This window comes from Hymenobacter perfusus, assembly GCF_003944765.1.
GTDB lineage: Bacteria > Bacteroidota > Bacteroidia > Cytophagales > Hymenobacteraceae > Hymenobacter > Hymenobacter perfusus.
This window is the reverse complement of the sequence record NZ_RWIU01000001.1, coordinates 1,140,260-1,165,624: the sequence shown is the minus strand read 5'-3', so window position 1 is coordinate 1,165,624 and position 25,365 is coordinate 1,140,260. Positions and strand designations below refer to the sequence as shown.

The 25,365-nt window shown below is 62.5% G+C and carries 18 protein-coding genes; 7 read left to right on the top strand and 11 right to left on the bottom strand.

The annotated features are described in order from the left end of the window. Window positions 1–340: 340 nt before the first annotated feature. Together EI293_RS05000 and EI293_RS04995 are read right to left on the bottom strand one after the other, a co-directional pair. The gene (locus tag EI293_RS05000; RefSeq protein ID WP_125436026.1) at window positions 341–3,079 is read right to left on the bottom strand and encodes a 4-alpha-glucanotransferase; all 2,739 of its coding nucleotides are present in this window, start codon (window positions 3,077–3,079) and stop codon (window positions 341–343) included. Window positions 3,080–3,295: 216 nt separating this feature from the next. Continuing rightward, window positions 3,296–3,733: a carboxypeptidase regulatory-like domain-containing protein gene (locus EI293_RS04995; protein ID WP_125436025.1), complete on the bottom strand. Its 438-nt coding sequence runs from the start codon at window positions 3,731–3,733 to the stop codon at window positions 3,296–3,298. Window positions 3,734–3,943: 210 nt separating this feature from the next. Between EI293_RS04995 and EI293_RS04990 the strand changes: the two genes are divergently transcribed. Further along, the gene (locus tag EI293_RS04990; protein ID WP_125436024.1) at window positions 3,944–9,397 is read left to right on the top strand and encodes a translocation/assembly module TamB domain-containing protein; all 5,454 of its coding nucleotides are present in this window, start codon (window positions 3,944–3,946) and stop codon (window positions 9,395–9,397) included. A gap of 69 nt (window positions 9,398–9,466) precedes the next feature. After that, on the top strand, window positions 9,467–11,917 hold the full coding sequence (gene tamL / locus EI293_RS04985; RefSeq protein ID WP_125436023.1) for a translocation and assembly module lipoprotein TamL: 2,451 nt from the start codon (window positions 9,467–9,469) through the stop codon (window positions 11,915–11,917). A gap of 154 nt (window positions 11,918–12,071) precedes the next feature. Here tamL and EI293_RS04980 read toward each other — a convergent pair whose 3' ends face one another. The 3 genes from EI293_RS04980 to fdhD form a co-directional block, all read right to left on the bottom strand. After that, the gene (locus tag EI293_RS04980; protein WP_125436022.1) at window positions 12,072–14,627 is read right to left on the bottom strand and encodes an FdhF/YdeP family oxidoreductase; all 2,556 of its coding nucleotides are present in this window, start codon (window positions 14,625–14,627) and stop codon (window positions 12,072–12,074) included. Between the two features lie 45 nt (window positions 14,628–14,672). Continuing rightward, entirely contained in the window at window positions 14,673–14,999 is a 327-nt protein-coding gene (locus EI293_RS04975) for a DUF7009 family protein (RefSeq protein ID WP_125436021.1), read from the bottom strand. Window positions 15,000–15,201: 202 nt separating this feature from the next. After that, a complete protein-coding gene (fdhD, locus tag EI293_RS04970; RefSeq protein ID WP_125436020.1) occupies window positions 15,202–16,095 on the bottom strand; it encodes a formate dehydrogenase accessory sulfurtransferase FdhD in 894 nt (297 codons plus the stop codon). A 261-nt stretch (window positions 16,096–16,356) separates the two neighbouring features. Between fdhD and moeB the strand changes: the two genes are divergently transcribed. The 3 genes from moeB to EI293_RS04955 all read left to right on the top strand — a co-directional run bounded on the left by moeB (window position 16,357) and on the right by EI293_RS04955 (window position 19,177). Then, window positions 16,357–17,466: a molybdopterin-synthase adenylyltransferase MoeB gene (moeB, locus tag EI293_RS04965; protein ID WP_125436019.1), complete on the top strand. Its 1,110-nt coding sequence runs from the start codon at window positions 16,357–16,359 to the stop codon at window positions 17,464–17,466. A 229-nt stretch (window positions 17,467–17,695) separates the two neighbouring features. Next, window positions 17,696–18,859, top strand: coding sequence for a putative sulfate/molybdate transporter (locus tag EI293_RS04960; protein WP_125436018.1), 1,164 nt, complete (start codon window positions 17,696–17,698; stop codon window positions 18,857–18,859). Window positions 18,860–18,865: 6 nt separating this feature from the next. Beyond that, a complete protein-coding gene (locus EI293_RS04955; RefSeq protein ID WP_125436017.1) occupies window positions 18,866–19,177 on the top strand; it encodes a hypothetical protein in 312 nt (103 codons plus the stop codon). Here the strand turns inward: EI293_RS04955 and EI293_RS04950 are convergent. From EI293_RS04950 to moaA, 4 genes are all read right to left on the bottom strand, one after another. Then, the gene (locus EI293_RS04950; RefSeq protein WP_125436016.1) at window positions 19,174–19,986 is read right to left on the bottom strand and encodes a DUF2490 domain-containing protein; all 813 of its coding nucleotides are present in this window, start codon (window positions 19,984–19,986) and stop codon (window positions 19,174–19,176) included. The two genes, EI293_RS04955 and EI293_RS04950, sit on opposite strands and share 4 nt — an antisense overlap. Before the next feature lie 104 nt (window positions 19,987–20,090). Beyond that, window positions 20,091–20,894, bottom strand: coding sequence for an alpha/beta hydrolase (locus tag EI293_RS04945; protein WP_125436015.1), 804 nt, complete (start codon window positions 20,892–20,894; stop codon window positions 20,091–20,093). Between the two features lie 96 nt (window positions 20,895–20,990). Then, window positions 20,991–21,269: a DUF1294 domain-containing protein gene (locus EI293_RS04940; RefSeq protein WP_125436014.1), complete on the bottom strand. Its 279-nt coding sequence runs from the start codon at window positions 21,267–21,269 to the stop codon at window positions 20,991–20,993. A 58-nt stretch (window positions 21,270–21,327) separates the two neighbouring features. Further along, entirely contained in the window at window positions 21,328–22,344 is a 1,017-nt protein-coding gene (gene moaA / locus EI293_RS04935) for a GTP 3',8-cyclase MoaA (RefSeq protein WP_125436013.1), read from the bottom strand. A 180-nt stretch (window positions 22,345–22,524) separates the two neighbouring features. Between moaA and moaD the strand changes: the two genes are divergently transcribed. Both moaD and EI293_RS04925 read left to right on the top strand, forming a co-directional pair. Beyond that, window positions 22,525–22,767, top strand: a complete 243-nt coding sequence (gene moaD, locus EI293_RS04930; RefSeq protein WP_125436012.1) for a molybdopterin converting factor subunit 1 — start codon at window positions 22,525–22,527, stop codon at window positions 22,765–22,767. Window positions 22,768–22,968: 201 nt separating this feature from the next. Beyond that, window positions 22,969–23,388, top strand: coding sequence for a molybdenum cofactor biosynthesis protein MoaE (locus EI293_RS04925; RefSeq protein ID WP_125436011.1), 420 nt, complete (start codon window positions 22,969–22,971; stop codon window positions 23,386–23,388). Window positions 23,389–23,583: 195 nt separating this feature from the next. Here EI293_RS04925 and EI293_RS22225 read toward each other — a convergent pair whose 3' ends face one another. Both EI293_RS22225 and moaC read right to left on the bottom strand, forming a co-directional pair. Continuing rightward, complete coding sequence (locus EI293_RS22225) at window positions 23,584–24,759, bottom strand: NTP transferase domain-containing protein (RefSeq protein WP_246010529.1); 1,176 nt, start codon at window positions 24,757–24,759, stop codon at window positions 23,584–23,586. Then, window positions 24,749–25,237 carry a cyclic pyranopterin monophosphate synthase MoaC gene (gene moaC, locus EI293_RS04915; protein WP_125417263.1) on the bottom strand — a complete coding sequence of 163 codons (489 nt, stop codon included), beginning with the start codon at window positions 25,235–25,237 and terminating at the stop codon, window positions 24,749–24,751. The genes EI293_RS22225 and moaC overlap by 11 nt, the downstream gene beginning before the upstream one ends. Between the last annotated feature and the right edge of the window lie 128 nt (window positions 25,238–25,365).

The window sequence follows — 25,365 nt, the reverse complement described above, 5'->3', positions numbered from 1 at the left end:
TTTTTGTCAAATCGGGAATGGATAATGGGTGCGAATATGTGTAAGTATAGTGATATAAGCAGGCTGCCTTAACGGGTGATGCAGGCCGGTTTTGTCGCAGGCACGTAGCTGATGTTAACTCTAGAGACAAGCAGTTGGCCAATTACTATTCCCAGAACAGGAATAAGAAAATTATGGCTCATCGCAACGGTGCCTGCCGAGCCGGAAAACAAGGATATGCGTTTCATTAATAATGCTTAAAAATGAATAAGTAGTTGTTTGATAAGTATTTAAAGCAAAAAAGAGCCGCCCTCCCGAAGGAAAGCGGCTCTTGCGTATTCTGGTCGTTGCTGCCGGATGCCTAATACACCTTGTTACGGCCGCTTTGGTTCACCAACTGCTGCACTTCGTTGTTGAAGCCGGCTTCCTCGCGCAGGTCTTCCAGCGGGATGTGGAAGCGGTACTTCCAGAAGTGCGTAGGGTTAGCGGGCACGTTGATCTGCTCGGCCAGTGGGTCCTGGCGGCGCAGGCGGTTATCCATTGCTACCAGGTCCTGGAGCGGGAAAATGGCCCACATGGCGGGCGAGTAGAGATGCTGCACCGTCACTTCACGGGCCACCCACGGCTCACAGTACTGCGGGGCCTGTTCGCCCCAGTGCCCCAGAATCGTCTCGAAGAACTTCTGAGTTTGCTCGCGGTCCTCTTCCCACCAGCCGCGTACCGTGCTCATGTCGTGCGAGCCGGGGCTGACCACGCTCAGGTAAGGCGCGGCGTTGGGGTGGCCGAACTCCACGCTGGAGTCGGAGGGCATGCGCTGGATGTTGAGGCCCAGGATGCCCAGCGCCTTCATCACGCCCGGCACCGACTCGGGCACCATGCCCAGGTCTTCGCCGCAGATGAGCATATCGGTGGCCCAGCGCACGGCCGGTAGTTTCACCAAACCCTGCCGACGCCAGAAATCCTCATGGCGGCGGTAGAAGAAGTCCACGTACAGCTCGCGCAGGCGCGGGCGGGTGGCTTCGTCCAGCTCCTGGAACGAGCGGCTCAGGTGCAGCGTGATGCGCGGGTGGAAAAAGTCGGCCTGCTGATCATCGGGCACCAGCAGCACTTCGTTGATGAGCTTGTAGAGGCCGGTGCGCAGCCAGGTGTAATGCTCCGTGTTGGCGGGGTCCTGCTGGATTTTCTCGTTGATGACGGCTTCCACCTGCCGCTGGGTGCGCACGTGGTCCTTCAGGCGAATTACGCCGTGGCCGGCATCCTCCATGTACTCATCGAACACGCTTTGGGCCTGACCATGGAAGATTTCCTGGAGCAGGTGCCAGCGGATGTACGGGTCGCAGAGGCGGCCGTAGTCAAACCAGCCGAGGCGCTGCTCAATCTCGTGGCGGTGCAGCGGCAGGGCCGGCGAGAAGTGCCCGAGCAGGCCTTCCACCGAGTGGCCAGGAATCTCCCAGATGCGGAAGAAGCCCAGAATATGGTCGATGCGCAGGGCGTCGAAGTAACGGGCCAGGTGGCCCATGCGCTGCTGCCACCACTGGTAGCCGTCTTCAGCCATCCGCTCCCAGTTATAGGTCGGGAAGCGCCAGTTCTGGCCCGTCACCGAGAAATCATCGGGCGGCGCGCCGGCCTGCTGGTGCATGTGGTAGAGCTCCGGCTGGGTCCAGGCATCCACCGAATGGCGGTAAATCCCGATGGGCAGGTCGCCTTTCACTACTACGCCGCGCTGGCGGGCGTACTCCACGGCGGCCAGCAGCTGCTTATCGAGGTGATACTGGGTGAAAAAGTGCAGCCCGAACTCATCGAACTCGGGGTTGTCTTCGCGGGTCAGCTCGGCGGCTATGGCCGGCGTGCGGTATTCCTCAGGCCACTGCGTGAAGTCGGCGGTGCCGAACCGGTCACGCAGGCCGCAGAACGCCGCATACGGCATCAGCCAGGACTTCTGCTCGTCGCGGAACAGCTGGAACTCGGGGTTGGCCAGCAGGGCTTTCTTCTCCTGCTGGTATAGCTGCCGGATAAAGCGCCACTTGGCGTTCATCACGGGCTCGTAGTCCACGAAGTCGCGGGCGTTCAGCTCGTCGCGCACCCGGGCCAGTTCCTGACGAGTGGCTTCGTCCTGCAGCTCGGCAATGGCATCGAGGTTGAGGTACTGTGGGTGCAAAGCAAATACCGAAATGGCGGCGTAGGGGTAGCTATCCACCCAGGTATGCGTGGCCACGGTATCGTTGATGGGCAGAATCTGCACCAGCTTGAGGCCGGTAGATACGGCCCAGTCGACCAATAGCTTGAGGTCGGGAAACTCGCCTACGCCCAGGCCCTGGCGGCTGCGCAAGGCGAATACCGGCAGCGCCACGCCCGCGCCGCGCCAGTTGCCGGTAGCGTAGCGGAACTGGTCGTCGGACTTTACGCGCAGGGTGCGCTGGTCCTGGCTGGCCGGAATGTGGCGGTCCTCGCCGGCTTCCAGCTGCAAAATCTGCTGCATGCGCGGGTCCCAGATGCCGTATTTGTACTGTACGGCGCGTTCCGGCTGCTCCAGGGCCACATCGGCGCACCAGGTCGGGTAATCGGCATCGGAGAGGATAACTGCTTTACTGGCATCCCAGCTGCCCAGGGCCGGGTCGGAGCCGAGCACGCAGAGCTGGTGGTCGGAATCAACCCGGGGAGCCGAAAGCTGGAAACGTACCACTGAGCCAGCTAGCCGGGCGGGCTTGGCATCCGAAGCCGTAGGCCGGGCCGGACGGCGCATCAGGGCCTGGGTGAAGGCGGCCGTGTGCAGCTCATTTTCGGCCAGGGCCGGGGCGCGCCAGAAGTCTTCCAGCACAATGCGAGTGAACCGGCCGGCATCGTAGCCAATGGTGCGGTTGCCACCCCATTCCCAGTGCTGGCCCCCATCCTGCTCGTCCAGCAGCACATATTTGTACTCTACGGTACCCAGCTGATCATCGGGCAGGCTGATTTCCTGCGTCCAGATGCCGGAATCGGAGTGGTAGTGCAGACTCAGGGCCTGGTCGAGGTTCCACTGGCCCAGGCTGGGCAAGGAGCCGCAAACTACCAGGCGCTGGCCCCAGGCGGTGCGGAAGGGTAGCGTAAAGCGAAGAATCATCGGGTGCTGACGAATAAAAATGCGGCCCGAAGATACTGCATATTAGGCTAAAACGGCACCGGTTACGCCCGCAAAATGGCGTCATCAGCCCCGAAAGGGCCGCGTTTTTTTCGGAGCTAATGCCTGGTTGATTATCAATTGGTGTCCGGTTGATTTCTGTGGAACATGGCCAAGTGAGTGCTCAGTAACCAGGCATAAGCACCTTTCCCGGATGGGTTACTCGCCGGTGCGCTTGTACTTTTTCTGGCGGGCGCGCAGGGCTTTGGAGGTTTGTTTGCCGGTGCTTTGCAGCGTAATGATCAGGTTTTTCTCGGTGGCCGGATTGCGGATGGCCACTCGTTGCGGCTCATGGGCCGGGAATCCTACCAGCAGAACCACCGGTTCGCCGGCCGGTAAAGTCAGCAGGAAGGAGCCTTCTGAGTTGGCACTGGCGGAGTTCAGCTTCTTGCCTTCCACTCCTACGGCAGCGCCGGCCAGCGGCTGACCGGTGCTGCTGAGCACGGTGCCGGTCAGCTGCACCATGGTGGCATTCTGGGGAGTGGAGGCGGCGGACTGAAGCTGGGCACGGGCCGGCTGAGCAAGCAGAACCGCCAAGCCCAAAGCAGCCGACAGATACAGGAAACGAGCGGAACAGGTGGGAGTGGAGCGAGACACGGGAGGGAGGGGGAAAAGGTAGGAAGCGGAGCAAGAACTATGATCCGTCCGGAAATTACAACTCTGCCGCGGGCAATTCCCTAATGCACCGATGAGCGGTGGGTTTTTGTGGCTGTACGGAGCAAGCCGGTAGCTAAAAACACAACGAGCCAACCCAATTCCCGGTTTTCTCGTTTGGCAGAAGGAGTTTCACTCCTACCCCCTACCCTTTTGCCGGTCTATCTGCGTCGTATTCTCTACGCCCTGTTGGGGCTGCTTGTCTTTTTGCTATTGGTAGTGGCAGGGCTTTTTGTGTACCTGCAAACCGATTCGGGCCAGGATTTCGTGGTTCGAAAGGCCGAAAACTATCTACGCGACAAACTGAAAACCGAAGTGCGAATCGCCAAATTTCGCACCGATTTTCGCCACGCCATCAACTTCGACGGCGTGTATATAGAAGACCAGAAAGGCGATACGCTGCTGTCGGTGGGGCACTTGGGCGTGGATCTGGACATCTGGGCTCTGACCAAGTCGCAGATCAACCTCAAGAGTCTGGAGCTGAACGACGGCCGGGTGGCCATCAGCCGCACCGCCCCCGACAGCATTTCCAACTACGACTTCATTATCCAGGCCTTCGCCACCGGCGACACGACCACCGTGGCCGCCACGCCCGCCGATACCACCGGCGCGGGCTTCCAGTACAACATCGGCGACGTGCGTCTGACCAACATACTGCTTACCTATAACGACCAGGTGGACGGCATGAACGTGCGCACCCGGGTAGGCGAGCTGGCCGTGAATATGGATGAGGTAAACGTGGATGCTTCTACTTATAGAGTAGATCAGGCCGCCTTGCGCAACACGGGCATCGTCATCGTGCAAACCAAAGTGCCACCGGATGCGCCCCAGGACACGGCCGCGCTGGAACTGGAATTCGGGTTGAACCGGGCCCTGCTGGAAAACGTGAGTCTGAGCTACAAGAACGATCCGTCGGCCCAGTTTATCAGCACCCGCATTGGGGAGGCTGAGGTAACGGCCGACAATATTGATCTGGTGAACTCGCGCGTGGCTCTGAACACGCTGAAGCTGCGCAATACCAGCTTCGCCTACGCCCAGAACGAGAATGTGCCGGTAGAACAGCGCGTGGTGAACCCCGCCGAGGCCGTACGCGACCTGAACGCGGCCGTGGAAAACGCCACCGGCACCGAAGCCAGCTGGGTAGTGAGTCTGAAGCAGTCCGATATCAGCGGGGTGGATGTGGCCTTCGACAACTTCAACGAGCCGGCCCAGAAAACCCGCATCCGGGGCATGGACTACAACCACCTGAAGTTCACTAACCTCACGCTCAACACCGAGAACCTGCGCTATTCCGCCGACAGCACCACCGGCCGCATCACGCAGCTGGCGGGGCAGGAGCAGAGCGGCTTTGCCATCACCCGCGCCCGCGCCGACCTGCACTACGACGATACCCGCATCCAGCTCAACGACTTGGACCTGGTGACGCCCCACAGCCACCTCAAGCGCCGCATCGGCATTGGCTATAAGGACCTAGCCGGCATTGCCGATGACCTGCCCAACCTCAAGCTCAACGGCGACCTGCGCGAGGCCCGCCTGGGCTTCCGCGACGTGCTCTACATCACGCCTTCGCTCATCGACACGCCACCGTTCAGCAGCGGCCGCAACCAGTCGTTCCTGATTTCGGGGCTGGTGGATGGGCGGCTGGGCGACGTGCGAGTCCGCAACCTCGATTTCGTGGGCTTCCGCAACACCGTGGTGCGCGGCTCGGGCCGGATTCAGGGCCTGCCCAATACCGATGACCGGTTGATTCTGGACCTGAACCTAGGCTACGCGCGTACCACCGAGGCCGACATGCGCAGTTTGCTGCCAGCCGGCACGTTACCGGAGCTGGGCATCGACCCGAACGCGCCGCTGGTAATGAGTGGCCAAATTAAGGGCCGCATCAGCAACCTGGCTCTCAATAACATCGATTTCCGGGGGCTGCAGGGTATCCGCATCCGCACCACGGGCCGCCTCGTGGGCCTGCCCAACACCGACCGTCGCCTGTTTGCCGATTTCAACATTAAGGAGTTCACCTCTACCGCCGCCGATATTAAGGGGTTGCTGCCGCCCGGTACCTTGCCGGCCGGTTACCAGCTGCCGCCGCGCATCACGGCCAGCGGCACGTTCCGGGGCCGGCCTACGGCCCTGGTATTCGATACTGACCTGAAGGCGCAGACTACCTTCGGGAACGTGGCGGCCAAGGTGAACGTGGGCGAAGGCCCGCAGGGCCAAGAGCCCGTTACGGCTACGTTCAGCACCCAAAGCCTCGACGTGGGCAAATTCCTGGGTGACCCGACGATTGGAAAAGTAACCGCCAACGGCACGCTCACCGGCCGCGGCGGCCTTGACCCCAACCTGCTGCGCGGCCAGCTGAACGCCACCGTGCGCGAAGCCACCTACAACAACTACACCTACCGCGGCATCACGGCCAAGGTGGATATTGACCGCAACCGCTACGTGGTAGATGCCAGCAGCAAGGACGACCCCAACCTCAACCTCGACCTACTGGCCACCATTGACCTGCGCAACGCCTCGAACCCCACTTACACCGTGGACCGCCTGAACCTGCGCGGGGCCAACCTCACGGCCCTGGGCTTCTACACCGGCGGCGACCTGCGCGTGCAGGGCGACCTGCAAGCCAACCTGAGCGGCTCCGACCTGAACACCCTGAACGGCACGTTCTCGGGGAGCCGCATCGTCATCGTGAACAACAACAAGCCGTTTGCCCTCGATTCCGTGAGTGGGCGCATTGTGCAGCGCACGGGCCGCACGGAAGTGGATTTCGCCAGCTCGGTGGCTGACGTGACTCTGCGCGGCAACACCCGTCTCGGCGACATTGCTACGGCCCTGCAGCAGCATATTGACCGGTATTTCGACTTGCCCGGCATTCAGTACCGGCCCAGCGCTGAGTACCAGCAGTTCACTTTCGAGGCCAACCTGAAACAGCCAAAACTGGTGCAGCAGCTGGTGCCCGACCTCACGCGCCTTACGCCCTTCAAGCTCACCGGCAGCTACGACAGTCGCCAGGCCGACCTGCGTCTGAACACGGCCATCCGCCGCGTGGTGTACATGGGCTACGCCCTGGATTCGCTCAAACTCAACGTGAGCTCCGATCCGCAGAAGCTGGATTACGCCCTCGGCTTACGCCAAGTCAGCCAGGATACTACCCTCAAAATTCCGAACCCCAGCCTTTCGGGCAGCGTGCAGAACAACGAAATCGGGACGCGGCTGCGCATTGCGGAAACCGATAGCGCCGAACGGCTGAACCTAGCCGGGGCTCTGCGGGTACTAGGCGGCGGCGACGCCTATGCCTTCCGCTTCGACCCCAAACTGATGCTGGACCAGAAGCAGTGGGATATTCCAGCCGACAACGAACTGCGCTACACCACCAGCACCGGGGCTGTTTTCGCCCGCAACGTCAGCTTTGCCCGCAACCAGCGCCGCCTGAGCCTGCAAACTCTTACCGGGGCGCAGTATCCGCTGCAGGTGAGCATGGAAAACCTCGAAATCAACGCGCTGGGCCGGGCCGCCGGCTTCCAGGATTCACTCATTGCCGGTACGCTCAACGGGCAGGCCGTAGCCTATAGCCTGGGCCAGCCCAAGCAGGCCTTCACGGCCAACGCCAACCTGGCCGGCTTTGCCTACAATAAGGCCATCATCGGCGACGTGGCGTTGCAGGCGACCAACCCTGAAGCCAACCGTTACAACGTGGATGTGCGCCTGACCAACCAGCAGGGCATGGATGTGCGGGCTGTGGGCTACTACCTAGCCGTGCCGCCCGACCCGATTCAGTTCGATGTGCAGGTAAACCGGCTTGACCTGAAAATCATTGAGCCCTTCTCTCTGGGCCAGCTCCAGCAGATGGCTGGCGGCGTGGGCGGCCGGCTAGCCGTAACGGGCAACGTCAGCCAGCCCGTCATCAACGGCACGCTCACCACCACCCCCGACGCCACGTTCACGCTGTCCCAGCTGGGCGCGCCGTACTTCCTAGCCTCGCAGGATATCGACTTCACTAACCAGGGCATCGGGTTCGATGACTTTGTGGTGAAGGATTCGGTGGGTAACGAGGCAGTCATTAACGGCCGCATCCGCACCCGCGACTACGTGTCAGATTTCCGGTTCGATCTGGAAGCGCGCACCGAGAACTTCCTGGCCATCAACAGCTCCCAGCGCGAGAACCCGCTGTTCTGGGGCAAGCTGCTGGTGGATTCTGATTCGCGCATTACCGGGACCCTCGACCTGCCCGTGGTGCGCACCAAGGCCCGCGTGGCCGACGGCTCCAATCTGTCCGTGGGCCTGCCGACCGATGACCCGGTGAAAGTGGAGCGCGACGGGATTGTGGAGTTTGTGGATAAGAGCGCCCCCCTTGACACCATGCTGGCCCGCCAGCTGGCCCTCGATACAGCACAGGCCGCCGCCGGCTACGACATTCAGGCTACCATTACCATTACCGAGAATACGCCCTTCACTTTCGTGGTGGATGAGGTTTCCGGCGACAACCTGCGGGTGCAGGCCAACGGCACGCTCAACACGGCCATCGACCCCACCGGCAACATCACCCTCACTGGCCGCCTCGATGTGGCCAAGGGCAAGTACCAGATGTCGCTTTACGAGCTGGCGTCGCGGGAATTTGACATTGCGCCCGGTTCCTCCATCACCTGGAGCGGCGACCCGTACAACGGCCAGGCCAATGTAACGGCCCTCTACAACGTGCGCGCCGCCCCCGCCGAGCTGATTCTGGCCCAGGCCGGCACCGACGAAACCCAGAGCGCGCTGGCCCGCAACCCGGTACCCTTCGTGGTGGACTTGAAGGTGCGCGGCGAGCTGCTCAAGCCCATCATCGGGTTTGATGTGCGCCTGCCCGAGGACGCCCGCACCGATTTGCGCGCCCCCATCGAGAACCGACTAGCCCAGCTGCGGCAGCCTTCCGAGGAAAGCGAGCTGAATAAGCAGGTGTTCTCCCTGCTGGTGCTGGGCCGCTTCCTGGCCGATGACCCTTTCAAGAGCAGCAGCGGCAGCCTGGTAGCCGAGCAGCTGCGCGGCTCGGCCAGCCAGGTGCTCACCCAGCAGCTCAATAACCTCACCGGCTCCTACCTCTCCAACCTGGGCGTGGAGCTGGGCGTGAATTCCTACGCCGACTTCAGCAGCGGCCAGGAGCAAACCCGCACCGACCTGAACGTGGCCGTGCGCCGGCAGCTGCTCAATAACCGCCTCACCGTGCGTCTCGGTACCGATGTGCCGTTGGGTGGCGGCAACCAGGCTAGTTCGGGCCAGGGGGCCGGCGTGAGTGCCTTTGCCGGCGACATCAGCATCGAGTACAACGTGCTGGCCAACGGCCGCATCCGGCTGCGGGCCTTCCGCAATAACTCGTACTCCGATATCGACGGGCAGTTTGTGCGCAACGGGGCCTCGCTGGTATTCCAGCGCGACTACCAGAACCTGGCCGACCTATTCAAGGGCATCGACGAGAACGTGAAGGAGGAAGTGAAGCTGGAGCGCCGCCGCAAGCGCCGGAACCGCCGCGACGGCACCGACTCGACGGCCGCCGCTCAGTTTCCCGCCGCCCGCCCCGACTCCACCCGCCGCCCCACCCGCGTGGCCCGCCCCGATTCGACGCGGCGCTAACCTCAACTCGGCTCCTTTTCTGCTGAGAAAAGGATAGCCTGCTGATTTCTTGTTCTGACTTCCTACCGCATGCGTTTCTACCGATTCAGCCCTTCTCAACTAAAAAAAGCCGCCGATGCCAATCGTCAGGCTCCCCCTCTCCCCGAGGAGAGAGGGCCGGGGAATGAGGTGCGGCGGTGGGCGGCCCTGAGCAGTATGCTGCTACTGGCGGCCTGCTCGGGCACCAAGTACATTCCGGAAGGCAGTAAGCTATATACCGGCAGCACCGTGAAGCTGCAATCCGAGAGTCAGATTCCGCGTGAAAGTGAAATTACCACCGAGCTGACCGGCGTGATTACGCCCAAGCCCAACGCGTCCATTCTGGGGCAGCGTCCGAAAATCTATTTCTGGCACTTGGGCGAGGGCAAAACCAAGGGCCTGGGCAAGTGGCTGGCCAACAAGTACGGCGAAAAGCCCGTGCTGCTGAGCCAGGTAGATACCCAGAAAGTGAAGGGCCTGATGGTCAACCGGCTCTACAACAACGGCTACTTTCGGCCCGAAGTCCATAGCAAGGTGACGGTGAAGGGCCAAGCGGCCAGCGTCGATTATACTGCCACCGTCAACCGGCCCTACGTCATCAAGGAGGTGTTTTTCCCGGAGGGCGATTCGCTGCTGCCGCAGGCCATCCGGGCCACGCAGGCGGCCAGTCTGCTGAAAGTAGGCGACGCCTACAACCTGCAAACCTTCACCAACGAGCGGCTGCGCATCGATGCGGCCCTCAAAAACCAGGGCTACTACTATTTCAACCCTGACTACATTCTGTTTCAGGTAGACAGCACGCTCAATAACCAGGTGAACGTGTACCTGAAGGTGAAGGCCAAGACGCCGGATAAGGCGGCCAAGCCCTACGTGCTCAACCGCGTGCGCCTCAACACCGACTACAACCTTAATGATACCACCCTGGCCGAGCGGCCCATTTTATACCGGGGCTACCAGTACTATCCCAGCGAGGAAGTATTCACGGCTAAATCTATCACCAACGCCACCTTCTTGTTCCCCGATAGTGTATACCGCCGCCGCCGCCAGGATCAGACGCTGAGCCGCCTGATGAGCCTGGGGACCTTTAAATACGTGGATATCGGGTTCCGGCCCGCCCGGCAAAAGGCCGACTCGGCGGGCTACGGCTTCCTGAATTCCTACGTGCGTATGACGCAGGTGCCCAAGAAAAGCCTGCGGGCCGAGGTGCTGTTGGTGAGCAAGGAAAACGGCTTTACCGGCCCCGGCTTCCGGGTGCAGTTCCGCAACCGCTCGGCCCTGCGCGGAGCCGAGCAGCTGCTGGTGAACGTGACGGGCTCGTTTGAAAACCAGACCCGCAGCGGCGCCAACACCATCGGCCTCACCAGCTTCGAGCTGGGGGCCGATGCCCAGTTGCAGATTCCGCGCCTAGTGAGTCCGTTCGATATCCGGCTGAAAAACTCCGACTTCCAGCCCCGAACCGTGTTAGGGGCGGGTGTGAAGCGGGTAGAGCGGCGCGAGGCCTTCCGTCAGGACGTATTCAACGTCAACTATGGCTACACCTGGAAAAACCGCGTCACCAACGAGCACAGCATCAGCCTGCTCAACGCCGAATACCTGCGCCTCACAGTGCAGTCTGACCAGTTTCAGCAGCTACTGGATGACCGGCCGTTTCTGGCCAACGCGTTCCGGCAGCAGTTCATCCTGAGCAGCGGCTACCGCTACACCTACAACCAGCAGGCCCTGGAGCAGCGCCGCAACCAGATTTACTTCAGCGGCGGCGTGGAGCTAGCTGGTAACCTGGCCTACCTGTTCAGCTCGCTCACCAATCAGCCCCGCGAAACCAACGCCGACGGCAGCCAAGCCTACACGTTGCTGGGCCAGCAGTTCTCGCAGTACACCAAGGTGGATCTGGAGTTGCGCAACTACTTCCGCACCAGCAGCAACCCCAGCAGCGGCAACAAGCTGGCTACCCGTGTGCTCATCGGGGCGGGCTTGCCCTATCAGAACGCTACGGTGCTGCCCTACCTGAAACAGTACGGCATCGGCGGCCCCAACAGCGTGCGGGCCTTCCCGGCCCGGGGCATTGGGCCCGGTACCTACCGCGCGCCCGCCTCCCGCGAAGCCACCAACTTCTATGACCAGGTGGGAGACCTGCGCTTCGAGGCCAACGCCGAGTACCGCCAGGATTTGTTTCCGTACGTGAAGGGCGCGGTGTTCGTGGATGCCGGCAACATCTGGCTGGTGAACTCCGACCCCAGCCGCCTCACCGTGGACGCCGAGGGCAACGCCGACGGCAAAAACGGTCAGTTCTCGCCCAGCACCTTCCTGCAGGAGCTGGCCGTGGGCGCCGGGGCCGGCCTGCGCATCGATGTGCAGTTCTTCGTCATCCGCTTCGATTACGCCTTCCCGCTAGTGGTGCCTTATGCTAACCCCAACGGCTCCATCCGCCCCAGCCTCAACCAGACCTTCAGTAACGATGACAACGCCGGCCGCCTGAACATCGCCATCGGCTACCCGTTCTAGTTCGTTTTTCTAGCCGTTTACGCAAAACGACCAGGCCCCACCGGAGCCTGGTCGTTTTGCTTTTTCGGTTATCTGCTGTTCGTTTTATGACGCCCGAAACGTGGGCGCGTGTTGGTGATTCGAAAAACGAATAACCAACAACGAAAAACCAGATTTACGCCTCCACGGCCAGTCGCAGCTCCACGGGCGCGCCTACGGTTTTGTGGGCGGGCACTACGGTTACCACCACGTACTTCGAGGTGGGCGTGTTGCTGGTCCGGGCTACGCTGGCAATGGGCACCAGCGGGTTGGCCTCGGGGAAGTAGGCGGCTACGTTGCCTTTCGGAATGTCGTAGGGGATGGCCAGGAACTTCTCTACGGTGCGGGTGGAGCCCAGGAAGTGACTGGTGATGTCAATCAGATCCTTGGACTTGAGGCCGCGCTCGGCCATGTCGTGCTCGTTCATGAACAGCACGCGCCGCTCACCCGTTACGCCCCGGTACCGGTCGTTGTAGTCGTAGATGGTGGTGTTGAACTGGTCGTGGCTGCGCACGGTCATCATCACCAGCTGGCCGGGCTCCAGCTCGCGCTGGTATTTCTGGAACTCGGTGGTGGTGAAGTTGGCCTTGCCGTTCTTGGTAGTGAATTTCCGCTCGCGGGGGCCGTTGGGCAGGTAGAACCCGCCGGGGCGGCGCAGCTTTTCGTTGAAGTTCTCGAAGCCCGGAATCACGCGGCTGATATGGTCACGGATGACGTCGTAGTTCTCCGTCATGGCCACCCAGTCGGCAATGTTGGTTTTCTCGCCCAGGGTGGCAATGGCCACGCCAGCCAGGATGGCCACTTCGCTCATCATCTGGCCCGGCAGCGGCACCAGAATGCCTTTGTTCTGGCTCACCACGCCCATCGAGTTTTCGCAGGAGGTCATCTGGTGGCCGCTGCGCTGCATGTCCACGTCGGCGTGGGTGAAGCAGGGCAGCAGCAGGCTGGTTTCGCCGGTCACGAGGTGGCCGCGGTTGAGCTTGGTGCCCACGAATACGGTGAGCTTCTGCTTGCGCATGCCCTCGGCAATAACTTCGGTGTCGGGGCCAGCGGCCAGCAGGTTGCCGCCCAAGCCGAAGTACACCTTGGTTTTGCCTTTGTACATGGCTTTAATAGAATCTACTACGTCGAGGCCGTGCTCGTAGGGCGGCTGGAAGTTGAATTCCTTGCCCAACGAATCCTGGAACTCCTTGGTCGGCTGCTCCCACACGCCCATCGTCCGGTCGCCCTGCACGTTGGAGTGGCCGCGCACCGGGCAGGTGCCCGCGCCGGGCTTGCCGATGGCGCCTTTCATGAGTTGCAGGTTCACGATTTCCTGAATCGTCTGCACGCCCTGGCGCTGTTGCGTCACGCCCATGGCCCAGCAGGTGATGATCTTCTGCTTGGGGGCAATGATGTTGGCCGCTTCCAGCAGCTGGGCGCGCGAAATGCCGCTCAGCTCTTCAATATCTTCCCACGGCGTGTTGCGGATGTTCTGCTCAAACGACTCGAAGCCGGTGGTGTACTTGTCGATGAACGGGCGGTCCACAACCTGGCCGGGGTTCAGGTCCTCGGCCTCAAACAAGTGCTTCATGATGCCGCGCAGCAGCGCCATGTCGCCATCCACGCGCACCTGCAGGAACAGGTCGGTGATTTGCGTGCCGTCGCCCAGCAACGCGCCCAGCGCCTTGAAGGGGTTCATGAAGTCCTGCGGGTTCTTGAAGTGGTTGAGGCCGGCTTCCAGCAGCGGGTTAATGCTGATGATCTTAGCCCCGTTCTTCTTAGCCTTCTGCAGCGCCGACAGCATGCGCGGGTGGTTGGTGCCCGGGTTCTGGCCGATGATGAGAATGACCTCGGCTTCGTGGATGTCGTTGAGCGTGACGGAGCCTTTGCCCAAACCCAAGGTGGGGCTCAGGGCCGCGCCGCTGCTTTCGTGGCACATGTTGGAGCAGTCGGGCAGGTTGTTGGTGCCGAACTGCTTGGCGAAGAGCTGGAACAGGAAGGCCGGCTCGTTGGGCACTTTGCCCGAGGTGTAGAACAACGCCTCGTCGGGCGAATCCAGCGCGTTCAGCTCCTTGGCAATGATGTTGAAGGCATCGGCCCAGGCAATGGGCGAGTAGTGGTTGTCGCCGGGGCGTTTCACCAGGGGGTGCGTGAGGCGGCCGGCGTTGTTCTGGTCGCGGTCCGTCATCTGGGAGAGCTGGGCCAGGCTGTGCTTGGCGAAGAACTCGGGGCCGGCGGCCTTATCGTCGGCATCCGAAGCGGTGGCTTTGGCCCCGTTCTCGCAGAACTCCGCTACCGAACGGTGGTCGTCGGGGTCGGGCCAAGCGCAGCTGGAGCAGTCGAAACCGTCCTTCTGGTTCATTTTGAGCAGGCCGCGCGTACCCCGGTCGAGGCCGCCTTCCTTCCAGCTGAACTCCATGCTTTTGAGTACGGCCGTTACGCCGGCCGCAATCTTGGCGGGGGCATCCAGGGTCAGACCCGTCAGAGCCTCGGGCGGCTGGGCCAGAATGGGGTTGGTGTACTTGGCGTTGGCCACTTCGGCCGGGGTAATATTACTTTCGTCGCGCATGCTTTGGGGGTCTGGGCGGTAGTGGTCGGGGGCCGGAGCTTTGCCCTGGTCACTCCGTTCACCGCTTTTAGGGACATTTTCCGCTTTTTGCTGCTGCTGGTGGCCGGCCTTGGTTGGGTCGGATTTCGGGGAATCTTCCATGCGGAGTGGGATTAAGCGGTGGTAATGGTAAAACGGCGCGGGCAGCTAATGTTTACAGCCCAGGTCCTTTTCTACCAGAATATAGACGACTTGGTTATCAGCAACTTCCTGGGTGCCGCGCAGGCTGATGGCTTCCGAGGAAGTCCAGCCGTCGGCCACCGAGGCCGGCACCAGCACCCGTACGCGGCCCGCCTCGTGGCGCACGGCCAGGGCCGGCACCGTTGGGTCGCGTTCGAGGGTATACGTAAGCGAGTCGGCGGCGGACAGGCCCAGGGGCACAACGGTTTCCAGCCGGCCCTGCTGCCGGAAGGCGGCTACTTCCGGCTCGTCCAGGCGCAGGCGCAGCGTGTTGTCTTCGAGGCGGAGCTTCATGTGGGGTGATGAGGTGATGAGGTGACAGGTGAGAAGGGAAGATAAGGTGACAAGCAGGACGTCATTCCGAGCCTGCGAGGAATAACGCGTGCTGATGTTGTTAAACAACACCCGCTCCGTAGCCCAGGGTTTAAACCCTGGGCTAGTAAAGCAACGTCAGCACGCGAGATGCTTCGACAAGCTCAGCATGACGTTCTATTGCCTACCTATTGCCCTGCTGCTCGTCACCGGCCTGTGTAATGCGCCAGTCGTGGCAGTAGATATTGTAGCGGTTCTGGCGCACAAAGCCACAGAGCGTCATGCCGAAGTCGCGGGCGGCGGAGACGGCCAGGGAGCTGGGGGCGCCCACGGCGGCCAGCACCGGAATGCCCGCCACGGCCGCCTTCTGCACCAGCTCGAATGAGGCCCGGCCGCTGACCAGCAGCACGGCGTTGTGCAGCGGCAGCAGCTCCTGAAACAGCGCCGCGCCAATTACTTTGTCGAGGGCGTTGTGGCGGCCCACGTCTTCGCGCAGCAGCAGCAGCTCGCCTTCCGGCGAGAACAGGGTCGCCGCGTGCAGGCCGCCGGTTTGCTCGAACAGGTCCTGGGCGGCGCGCTGGCGCTCGGGCAGCTGGTGCAGCACGCCCGCCGATACGTAGGGGCCGGCGGCGGGCAGCACCGGGCAGGCCGCCGCGTGGACCGCCTCGATGCTGGTTTTGCCGCACACGCCGCAGCTGCTGCTGGTGTAGAAGTGGCGCTCCAGGCGCGGCAGATCGGGGGAGGCGGTGGGAGCCAGCTCGGCACGGACCACGTTTTCGCGCTCCTCCTCCTTCTCCACATCGGGGCAGTAGATGACTCCCTGCAAATCCTGACGGCTGCGGATGATGCCCTCGGTGAACAGGAAGCCGGCCGCCAGCTCGAAATCGTGGCCGGGCGTGCGCATGGTAATGCTGAGGGTGCGGTGCTGCCGCTGCTCGGCGGGGCCGTAGCCGAGGCGGATTTCCAGCGGCTCCTCGGCGGCCAGCACATCGGAGGCTTCGGTTACGGTTTCGCCCTGCACTTTGTGCACGGTCACGTACTCGTAGCTGGTGGGAGGAAGAAATACGGGAGCGGACACGGCAGGTAACACGTAAGGAGGAAGGGATAGGAAGGCCGAGGGGCGGAGCTGCCGTCGTCTTTTAAAGTAACCTTCCGAATGGGTTGGGAGTTTTGAAGGGCCGGCCGCGCTGCCGCCTGGATGGGCGGGCCGCCGGAGCTGCGTCGCGCCACCTCGCTGCTTACGGCAGAACCGGCCCGGCCGATGCCCGCCCATCCAGGCGGCAACTGCCGGTCGTTCAGCGGCGGCGGCCCATCTTTACGCCTTCACCTTTCCTTTGCCATGCTCACTTCCGAAGAACGCCAGATTTACCGCCGTCACCTGCAGCTGCCCGAAATCGGGGAGGCGGGCCAGGAGAGGCTGAAGGCGGCCCGCGTGCTGGTAGTGGGCGCCGGCGGCCTGGGCTGCCCCATTCTGCAGTACCTGGCCGCCGCCGGCGTGGGCACGCTCGGCATCGTGGATGCCGATAAAGTGGACCGGAGCAACCTGCAGCGGCAGATTCTGTACGGCCCCGCCGACCTGGGCCAGCCCAAAGCCGCCACCGCTGCGCAAGCCCTGCGCCGCCTCAACCCGCTAATCAACACGGAAGTATTCAACTGCCGCCTGACGCTGGGCAACGTGCGCGAGCTAGTCAGCAAGTTCGATGTGGTGATTGACGGCTCCGACAACTTTCCGACCCGCTACCTGCTCAACGATGCCTGCGTGAGCTTCGATAAGCCGCTGATTTCGGGGGCCATCTACAAGTTCGAGGGGCAGGTTTCGGTGTTCAACTACCAGGGCGGCCCCACCTACCGCTGCCTGTTTCCGCAGCCGCCCTCGGCCCAGGAAGCCCCCAACTGCGACGCCACCGGTGTGCTGGGCGTGCTGCCCGGCCTGGTGGGTATGGCCCAGGCCACCGAGGCGCTGAAGGTGGTATTGGACTTAGGTGAGGTGCTCAGCGGCCGGCTCTGGCTGTTCGATGCCCTCACATTCCAGACCCGCACCCTCAAGTTTGCCCGCCGCCCCGAGCAGGCCGTCCTCAACCTCGACACCGCCAACACCACCGACTACGCCGAGTTGTGCAGCGCAGGCGTCACCAGCATTTCGGTTCAGGAGCTGCACGCGCAGCTGGCCTCGGAGCACCCACCCTTTCTGCTGGACGTGCGCGAGCCCCACGAGTTTGCCGCCGGCCACCTGCCCGGCGCCACGCTGCTGCCCTTGAGCAGCCTGGAGCGCGGCGTGGCCACGTTGCCCAAGCACCATCCGGTGGTGGTGTACTGCCGCAGCGGCGCCCGCAGCACCAAGGCCGTGGAGCGCCTCCAAACCGATTTCGGCCTCACCAACCTGCTGAATCTGGAAGGCGGCATGCTGGCCTGGGAAGATGCGGCAATGGGTGATGAGGTGATGAGGTAGTGGGGGTTAAGAAGCAAGAGAATACACAAGAACGTCATGCTGAGCTTGCCGAAGCATCTCTACCGCTTCGTTGAATTACTATTGCAAGGAAGCGGTAGAGATGCTTCGGCTACGGCTGCGCCTTCGCTCAGCATGACGTTATAAATTAACGGCTGGAACCACGCCAGCTAAACAACCTCAGTAACAACAAGGCGCGAATACGCGTCTCTACACCTTCTGCCCGTCTTTCATGCCGCTTACTGCTCCCACCACTACCCGCCCGCGCATCCGCTTCGACCGTAACGAACTGGCGGGGGCGTTGGCGGGACTGGGCACGGATCTGCCGCTGCTCATCGGCGTTATTGCGGCCTCAGGCATTGATAGCGCGGGTGTGCTGGTCATGTTCGGGCTGATGCAGATTTTCTCGGGCGTGTGGTACGGCATGCCTATGCCGGTGCAGCCCCTCAAGGCCTTTGCCGCGCTGGTCATTGCCCAGAAAATTCCGGGCCGCGTGATATCCGGGGGCGGGCTGGCCATTGGCGTGAGCATGCTGGTGCTGTCGGTTTCGGGGCTGATTGATGCGGTGGCGCGGCTGGTGCCCAAGCCCGTTATCCGGGGCATTCAGTTCGGGCTGGCGTTACAGTTGGCCACGCTGGCGCTCAAGGAGTACGTGCCGGCCGCCGGCCTGCCGGGCTACGCGCTGGCCACGGCCGCGTTTGTGGTGACGGTGGCGCTGCTGGGCAACCGGCGCTGGCCGGCCGCGCTGGTAGTGCTGGCGCTGGGTGTGGCCTACGGGCTGCTGTTTCAGCTGGATTACGCCACCGCCACCCGCGCCATTGGGCTGCATCTACCCACCTGGCACGTGCCGCAGGTGGCCGATGTGCTGACGGGCGCGGTGCTGCTGGCCCTGCCCCAGATTCCGCTGTCGTTGGGCAACTCGGTGCTGGCGACCCGACAGGTGGTGGAGGATTACTTTCCGGAGCGCCGCCTTACCGTGCGGCAAATTAGCTTCACCTACGGCCTTATGAACCTCGTCAATCCGTTTCTGGGCGGCTTTCCGGTCTGCCACGGCTCGGGCGGTATGGTGGGACACTATACCTTTGGCGGGCGCACGGGCGGCTCGGTGGTGCTCTACGGCACGCTGTTCGTGGTGCTGGGCCTATTCTTCAGCCAGGGTTTCCAGCAGCTGGTGCAGATTTTCCCGCTGCCAATTCTGGGCGTGCTGCTGATGTTCGAGGCCCTCACGCTGGCCGCCCTGCTGCGCGACATCAGCGAGTCCCGCACTGGCTTGTTGCTGGCTTTATTAGTGGGGTTACTGTGTAGCGGGCTGCCGTATGGTTACCTTGTGGGCCTGTTGGTGGGTACGGCGTTGTACTATGCCATGCAGCGCGGCTGGGTAGGGCTGGGTAAGTAACGGCGTATGGAAGAACAAGTACTTTGTCGGATCTGGAAAACAGTGCGTATTGAAGCTGGTCCGCAGCCATTTCAGGGCTACTGGAGCATGGGCGAAGGCGTGGTGTTTGACTTCAGCTTCCTGAACCAGGCTCCCGAAGCAGCGGCTCCCCTTCGCTGGATAAAGCAGGCCGGTAAAATTGTACAGGCCGGCAATGAGGCGGCCCTGCACCTACTCATCAAAGCCCTCACCAGCCAGCACCTCACGCTGGAGTTGCACATGCTGTACGCCGGTGAGGCCCGCCACACACTCACGCTGCATCTGGTACCCGCTGCTTAGTCGGGTTGGGATGGGACGTATTCCGGGGAGGTAGTGGCCGGGCGGCCGAGGCGGTAAATCACCGACAACACCACGTTGTTTTTGGCCACGCTGGTTTGGGGCGTAAACACGTTCAGCCGATAGTTGGCGGGCGTGTAGTTGGTCTGGTTAACCCAGCCGGCCTGCACTGTCCAGTGTTTATCGAACTGGTAGCCCAACCCGGCGTACAGGCGGTTGCGCTCAAAAAACGGCCCGCGCGGATTGAAGAACACCTCATCATACACCGATAGGAAAGCCGTTTTATCGGTGAAGTTAGCATGGTTGAGGGGCAGAAAGGTGTTGAAGCGGTAGCGCATGCGCGTCCGGTAGCGGGAGGAGCCGGCCGGCACCACATCATCGCGGAAGCGGTACCAGCGTTCCTCCATGCGGTACCGGTGTTCCAGCTTCAGTCGGGCGGCAAATTGTGTGAGCGTGAGTTGCTGCCAGAGGCGCCTTTCCACATTCAACGGGCCGTCGCTCAGGTCGCGGTAGTCGGCGGTAGAGTAGCGGCCCCCGGCCAGCATCAGGGTGAAATTTTTGGCCAGATCATAGCTCACGCCACCTTTCAGCTCGGTGTAGAAATACTGCTGGAACAGTCCGTTGGCGCGGGTCTGCACTTCGGCATAGCCGCCCCAGTGCTTCGGGCCGCCGGGCAGGACCACCGTAGCAATATGCCAGGTGCCCCACTGCGGGTCGGGAATGGCGTTGGTTTGGGCGCGGCCGGCCGTGGGCAGCAGAGCCAGGAGCAGCAGGCCGGAACAGGAAAGCAGGCGGGAGGGAAGAAGCAGCATCAGGGCCCGAAGGTAAATAACCGGATTCCCTTTGCCCAACCTGCGCTGTTGTCATGCCTGTTCTTCACTCACCAGAAAATGCCTGCCACCCGGCAACCATCTGCCTACAACCCGGTCAGCACCCGGCGGATGGCCCGCTGATAGTCCGGGTTGTCCGTCATGCCGTTGTGGCCCGCGCCGGGCAGTGTGATGAACTGGTCGTGAGGCTTGAGATGCTGCCGGAGCCGGGCCGTGGATACCGGGCTGATGACCTCATCCTGGTCGCCGTGGAAGATGACGATGGGGGGCGATACACGGGACAGCACCTCGTCGGTGGCCAGCGGGTAGCGCACAATGAAGGGCGGCACCCAGGGGTAATGCTGGCGTGCCATGGCCTGCATGCTGGCGTAGGGGGCCTGTAGCACCAGCATGCGCGGGTGGTGCCGGGCCGCCAGCCACGCCGCCGGCCCGGTGCCCAGCGAGTAGCCCAGCAGCACCGTCTGGGCTTCCGGAAACTCCCGCGTGAGTTGCTGGTAAGCGGTGTCCACATCGGCCAGCAGCTGCGCCTGGTTGCTGATGCGGCCCCCGCTTTTGCCGTAGCCGCGGTAGTCGAGTAGGAAAACACTGTAGCCAAGGCGGGTGTAGGTGGCCGCTACCTCGCCCCAGCTATCCAGCGCCCCGCCGTTGCCGTGCAGGTAGAAAATCAGCCCCCGGGCCGCTGAATCGGCGGGGAACAGCAGGCCGTGCAAACGGGTGCCGTCGGCCGTGGGCAGCCACCGCTCCTCAAACCGGTTGTCGAACCGGAAACGGTAATCAGCGGGTAATTTGGTGGGGAAGAACAACAGGCGTTCCTGCTGAAAATACAGCAGCACGCACACCGCCACGTACAGCGCCGCCCCCACGCCCAGGATCCAGAATAGCACCTTCATAGTGGGCCAAGGATACGAGCAATAAATGAAACATACCCTGCGACTAATCTGACGAAACGTATCTGCTTAGTGCATCTATGCCACCTCTTATTCTCGTCAAACCGACGCCTGCAAGTAAGGCCACATGAAATAGAACACGGCGGCTTGCAGCAGCGTCAGTGCCAGCGTAACGCTCCAGAAAGCGGCTTTGCGGTTTTTGTGGTGCAGCAGCAGGATAGCCGCCCACGCGCCAAGAGCCGCGCCCGGCAGAGTGGCAAGGTGCAGGGTTCTTTCCGGGATGCGCCGCTGGCCGCGCTGGGCCTTGCGCTTATCGAGGGCGAAAAGCAGAAAACACAACAGATTGAAGAATAGCAGGCCGATCAGGAGTACGGTCATGGTGCGGGAGGCAAAACGTGCAGCAGTAGGGTCGCAAGTTATGTCTCAGCAGCTCCACTTACCCTCCAATCGTGCTCATCGACTCGAAGCTGAGCTGGTGCAAGGGGCGCTGGCTTTCGGCCTCGAAGCCGTTGGCGGCGCGGTTGCGGAACGCCGACTTCAGGGCGTCGGCAATCTGCTCATCCGAGGAGCCGCCGCGCAGCAAAGCGCGGATGTCGAGTACGCCCTGGTCGTAGAGGCAGGTTTTGAGGCCGCCCTCAGCCGTGAGGCGGATGCGGTTGCAGGTGCCGCAGAAGGTGCGCGAGTAGGCGGCAATGATGCCCAGACGGCCCTGGTGGCCGGCAACCGTGTAGTGTGAGGCCGTGTCGCCGGAGCGGGCGGGTACCGGCGTCAGCTCGCCCAGGTTTAGGGCCAGATGCTCCCGGATGCGGTTGTGGTTCCAGGGCAGCGTGGCGGGCGTGGCGTCGTGGCTGCCGCCGTTGAAGGGCATTTCTTCGATGAAGCGCACATCTACGGGCAGGTCGCGGGTGAGTTCGGCCAGCGGCAGCAGGTCCTGGGTGTTCTGCCCGTCCATCACCACGGCGTTGATTTTCACCCGGATGTTGGCCGCAAGCAGCGCGTACAGCGTGTCGAGCACACGGGGCAGCTCGTCGCGGCGGGTGATGCTGGCGAACCGGGCGCGGTCCAGGGTGTCGAGGCTCAGGTTCACGGCCTTCACGCCCATGCGGGCCATTTCGGGCACGTGGGGTGCGGTGAGCACGCCGTTGGTGGTCATGGTCAGCTCCTCGATGCCCGGAATCTGGCTCAGGCGGTCCATGAACGGCACCAGGTCGCGGCGCACGAACGGCTCCCCACCGGTCAGGCGTACTTTGCGCACCCCCAAGCCGGCCATGAGGGCTACCAGCCGCTCCATTTCCTCGTAGGTCAGCAGCTCCTGCTTGGGCAGGTACTTAATGCCTTCCTCGGGCATGCAGTAGAAGCAGCGCAGGTTGCACCGGTCCGTGACGGCCAGCCGCAGGTATTCCAGCGGGCGGCCATGATTATCAAACAGAACGGAGGGTACAGCAGTAGGCATACTCGGCAAGGAAAAACAACGCTGCGCACGACGGCAGCAAAACAAACAACGTAAACCAGCCTTTTCCGTTCGGGAAAAAGCTGCCTGGCTTCGGCCTCACTGGCTTGGCGTGACCTAGTGCGAACTTTCCGCTCGCATCGGCCACGGCCGCTGGCTTCATACAGAACTACTAAATAACCAATGAACCTGAAAATTGCTTTGTTTGGCATTGCCCGCGAAATCGTGGGACAATCCACGCTGGAGGTTTCCGCGCCCGAAGGCCAGTCGGCCCAGGGCCTGCTCCACGACCTGCACGCCCGCTACCCCGAGTTGGCCCGCCTTACCAGCCTCGCCGTAGCCGTCAACAACGAGTACGCCGCCGACGATACGCTGCTGCAGGAGCGCGACGAAATAGCGCTGATTCCGCCGGTAAGCGGCGGATAGAGACGCAATATCTTGCGTCTCGTCGTTGCTGATGTTGTTCAATCGGCAATGCTTGGCGCGGCCCTAGTCGTTCAACGACGAGACGCAAAATGCTGCGTCTCTACACCGTTCAGATTGCCCCGGACGTCAGCATGCGAGATGCTTCGGCAAGCTCAGCATGACGGCCATTTTTCACGACCTCAAATCCTTCCCGTCCTTCCCTTGATCAACATCGACCTCACCGACCAGCCCATCGACGTACCGGCCGCCCTGCGCAGTGTGGAAGCCGACGGAGCGGGCGCTATCAACACGTTTATCGGCACGGTGCGCAACAAGAGCACCGGCCGCCCCGTGGTGCGCCTCGAGTACGAAGCTTACGACAGCATGGCCCTGCACCAGCTCCACAAAGTAGCCGAGCAGGCCGCTGAACAGTGGCCGATGGTAGAGAACATAACCGTGGTACACCGCAAAGGCACCCTCCACATCGGCGACGTGGCCGTGGTGGTGGCCGTGTCCACCCCGCACCGCGCCGAGAGCTTCGCCGCCTGCCAGTACATCATCGATACCCTGAAACAGGTAGTCACCATCTGGAAAAAGGAGTTCTATGAAGACGGCGACGTGTGGGTTGCCGCGCACCCGTAACCACTTTTCTGGCCGAAATCTGCTAAAACAGAACGTCATGCTGAGCTTGCCGAAGCATCTCTACCTCTGGCTAACTGCTTTGATTAGCATTGCGGTAGAGATGCTTCGACAAGCTCAGCATGACGTTCTGTTTTGCGTTTCAACCTCAGCACGCGAGATTCCTCGCAGGCTCGGAATGACGGTCTTTTCTACTCGTTACTCCAACTCCTGGCGCACCTGTGCTGCTTCCTCGGGCGTGTTCACGTTGCGCAGCTCCTGAGGGGCGGGGGCGGGCAGCACGGCCACGTCGGAGTTGATGAGGGTTTTGCGGGGGCAGCTGTAGCCCAGGCTCAGGAAGCGCAACAGCTGCGGGTAGCTGGCCGGCTCCCAGATGGTGATGAGCGGCTCGGGCCACTCGTTTTCGGGACTCTGGAAGGCCGTAGCGAGGCGGGCCGGCTGGCGGTGCTGCACGAGGTGGGCCAGGGTGGTTTCGGACAGAAACGGCAGGTCGCAGGCCACTACCAGCCAGGCGGCATTGGGGTCGAGGCGCAGGGCCGAGAGGATGCCGCTGAGAGGTCCCAAGTCGGCGAAGGTGTCGGGCAGGGGGCGCAGGCCGGCGTATTCCAGCTCCACCACCTGGTCGGGGCGGCAGGAAACGTGGACGTCCTGGCAGAAGGGGGCCAGCAGCTCGGCCGCGTAGGCGCGCTGCTCCTGGCCATGGTAGGCCAGTTTGCCTTTGTCCTGGCCCATGCGCTGGCTGCGCCCCCCGGCCAGCACCAGACCCCGCAGCGGCGGCGCGGTGGCCTGCCACTCGGCCAGAATCAGCTGGGCAATAGCGCCGGTATCGTGCAAAGGCAGTACGGGTACATTGGCTTCTTCTAGATGGGCGCGCAGGTAGGCGGGCACTTCCGTTACGCCTTCGGGCAGCAGCAGGGCGCGCACGTCGGTGAGGCGGTCCAGCTTCTTTTCCACGGGCTTGGCGGGGTCCAGAATCACCAGCTGTTGGGCGGCCCGGAAGTGGTTGCCGTTTACCAGCACCAGGCTGTTATTTTGGAGCAATTCGGGCTGGCTGAACCGGTCCAGGGGCCGCTTCACGTCGAGGCGGGCGAAGCGGATGTTGTCGGTCAGCTCGGCGCTGGCCCCGGCGGCCAGCATGCCGGTTTCGGGGGCGGTGCCGTTGCGCACGGCATCGGCGGCGGCGTGGTCGGCATCCACGTAGGCCACGCGCAGGGTTTCGGACAGCAGCGGCAGCAGCCTGGCTGCCAGTTCCTTGATGCGGCCGCAGGGCGCGCCCAGAATGGCCAGCTCGTGCCGTCCGAACTCGCCCAGCGCGGGGCGGGTCAGGTGGGCGTGCTTGGTGCGGGGTTTATCGGCGGGGGCGTTATCCGGCATGGTGAAAGTCCTGTTTGCCGCCGGTTTTGCTGATGAGGCGGGTTTCCTGAATGAGAATGTCGTGCGAGAGGGCCTTGCACATATCGTAGATGGTGAGGGCCGCCACCGAAGCGCCGGTTAGGGCCTCCATTTCCACCCCGGTTTTGCCCGTCACGGTGGCCGTGCACTCAATCAGCACGGCATCGGGGCCATCCACCTCAATGGTCACCTGGCAGTTATCCAGGCCCAGCGGGTGGCACAGCGGAATCAGCTCAGAGGTGCGCTTGGCCCCCATAATCCCGGCCAGAATAGCCGTCTGAAACACGGGACCTTTGCGGGTCGGCAGGTCGCCTTCCTTTACCAGGGCCATGATTTCGGGGCCGAGCACCACCCGGCTGCGGGCGCGGGCCACGCGGCGGGTGGGTTGTTTGGCACCCACGTCCACCATGGCCGGCTGGCCGGCGTCGTTGAGGTGAGTGAGTTTAGCGGAGTCGGACATACGGAGCACAAGCTTCAGCTTGTGAGTGAGGAAAGTGGAGAGTAAGGCCTGTACGAAGGTACTGCCCGGAAAGTAGCGCGAACTTTGCGGTTCGCGCCCCCGCGCCGTTTGGGTGGCTGTCGTTCGGT

Bases quoted from the DNA above. Each gene is read 5' to 3' on its own strand.
- EI293_RS05000 (WP_125436026.1), bottom strand. From the start codon at position 3,079: ATGATTCTTCGCTTTACGCTACCCTTCCGCACCGCCTGGGGCCAGCGC.
- tamL (WP_125436023.1), top strand. From the start codon at position 9,467: ATGCGTTTCTACCGATTCAGCCCTTCTCAACTAAAAAAAGCCGCCGAT.
- EI293_RS04980 (WP_125436022.1), bottom strand. From the start codon at position 14,627: ATGGAAGATTCCCCGAAATCCGACCCAACCAAGGCCGGCCACCAGCAG.
- EI293_RS04975 (WP_125436021.1), bottom strand. From the start codon at position 14,999: ATGAAGCTCCGCCTCGAAGACAACACGCTGCGCCTGCGCCTGGACGAG.
- moeB (WP_125436019.1), top strand. From the start codon at position 16,357: ATGCTCACTTCCGAAGAACGCCAGATTTACCGCCGTCACCTGCAGCTG.
- EI293_RS04960 (WP_125436018.1), top strand. From the start codon at position 17,696: ATGCCGCTTACTGCTCCCACCACTACCCGCCCGCGCATCCGCTTCGAC.
- EI293_RS04955 (WP_125436017.1), top strand. From the start codon at position 18,866: ATGGAAGAACAAGTACTTTGTCGGATCTGGAAAACAGTGCGTATTGAA.
- EI293_RS04950 (WP_125436016.1), bottom strand. From the start codon at position 19,986: ATGCTGCTTCTTCCCTCCCGCCTGCTTTCCTGTTCCGGCCTGCTGCTC.
- EI293_RS04945 (WP_125436015.1), bottom strand. From the start codon at position 20,894: ATGAAGGTGCTATTCTGGATCCTGGGCGTGGGGGCGGCGCTGTACGTG.
- EI293_RS04940 (WP_125436014.1), bottom strand. From the start codon at position 21,269: ATGACCGTACTCCTGATCGGCCTGCTATTCTTCAATCTGTTGTGTTTT.
- moaA (WP_125436013.1), bottom strand. From the start codon at position 22,344: ATGCCTACTGCTGTACCCTCCGTTCTGTTTGATAATCATGGCCGCCCG.
- moaD (WP_125436012.1), top strand. From the start codon at position 22,525: ATGAACCTGAAAATTGCTTTGTTTGGCATTGCCCGCGAAATCGTGGGA.
- EI293_RS22225 (WP_246010529.1), bottom strand. From the start codon at position 24,759: ATGCCGGATAACGCCCCCGCCGATAAACCCCGCACCAAGCACGCCCAC.
- moaC (WP_125417263.1), bottom strand. From the start codon at position 25,237: ATGTCCGACTCCGCTAAACTCACTCACCTCAACGACGCCGGCCAGCCG.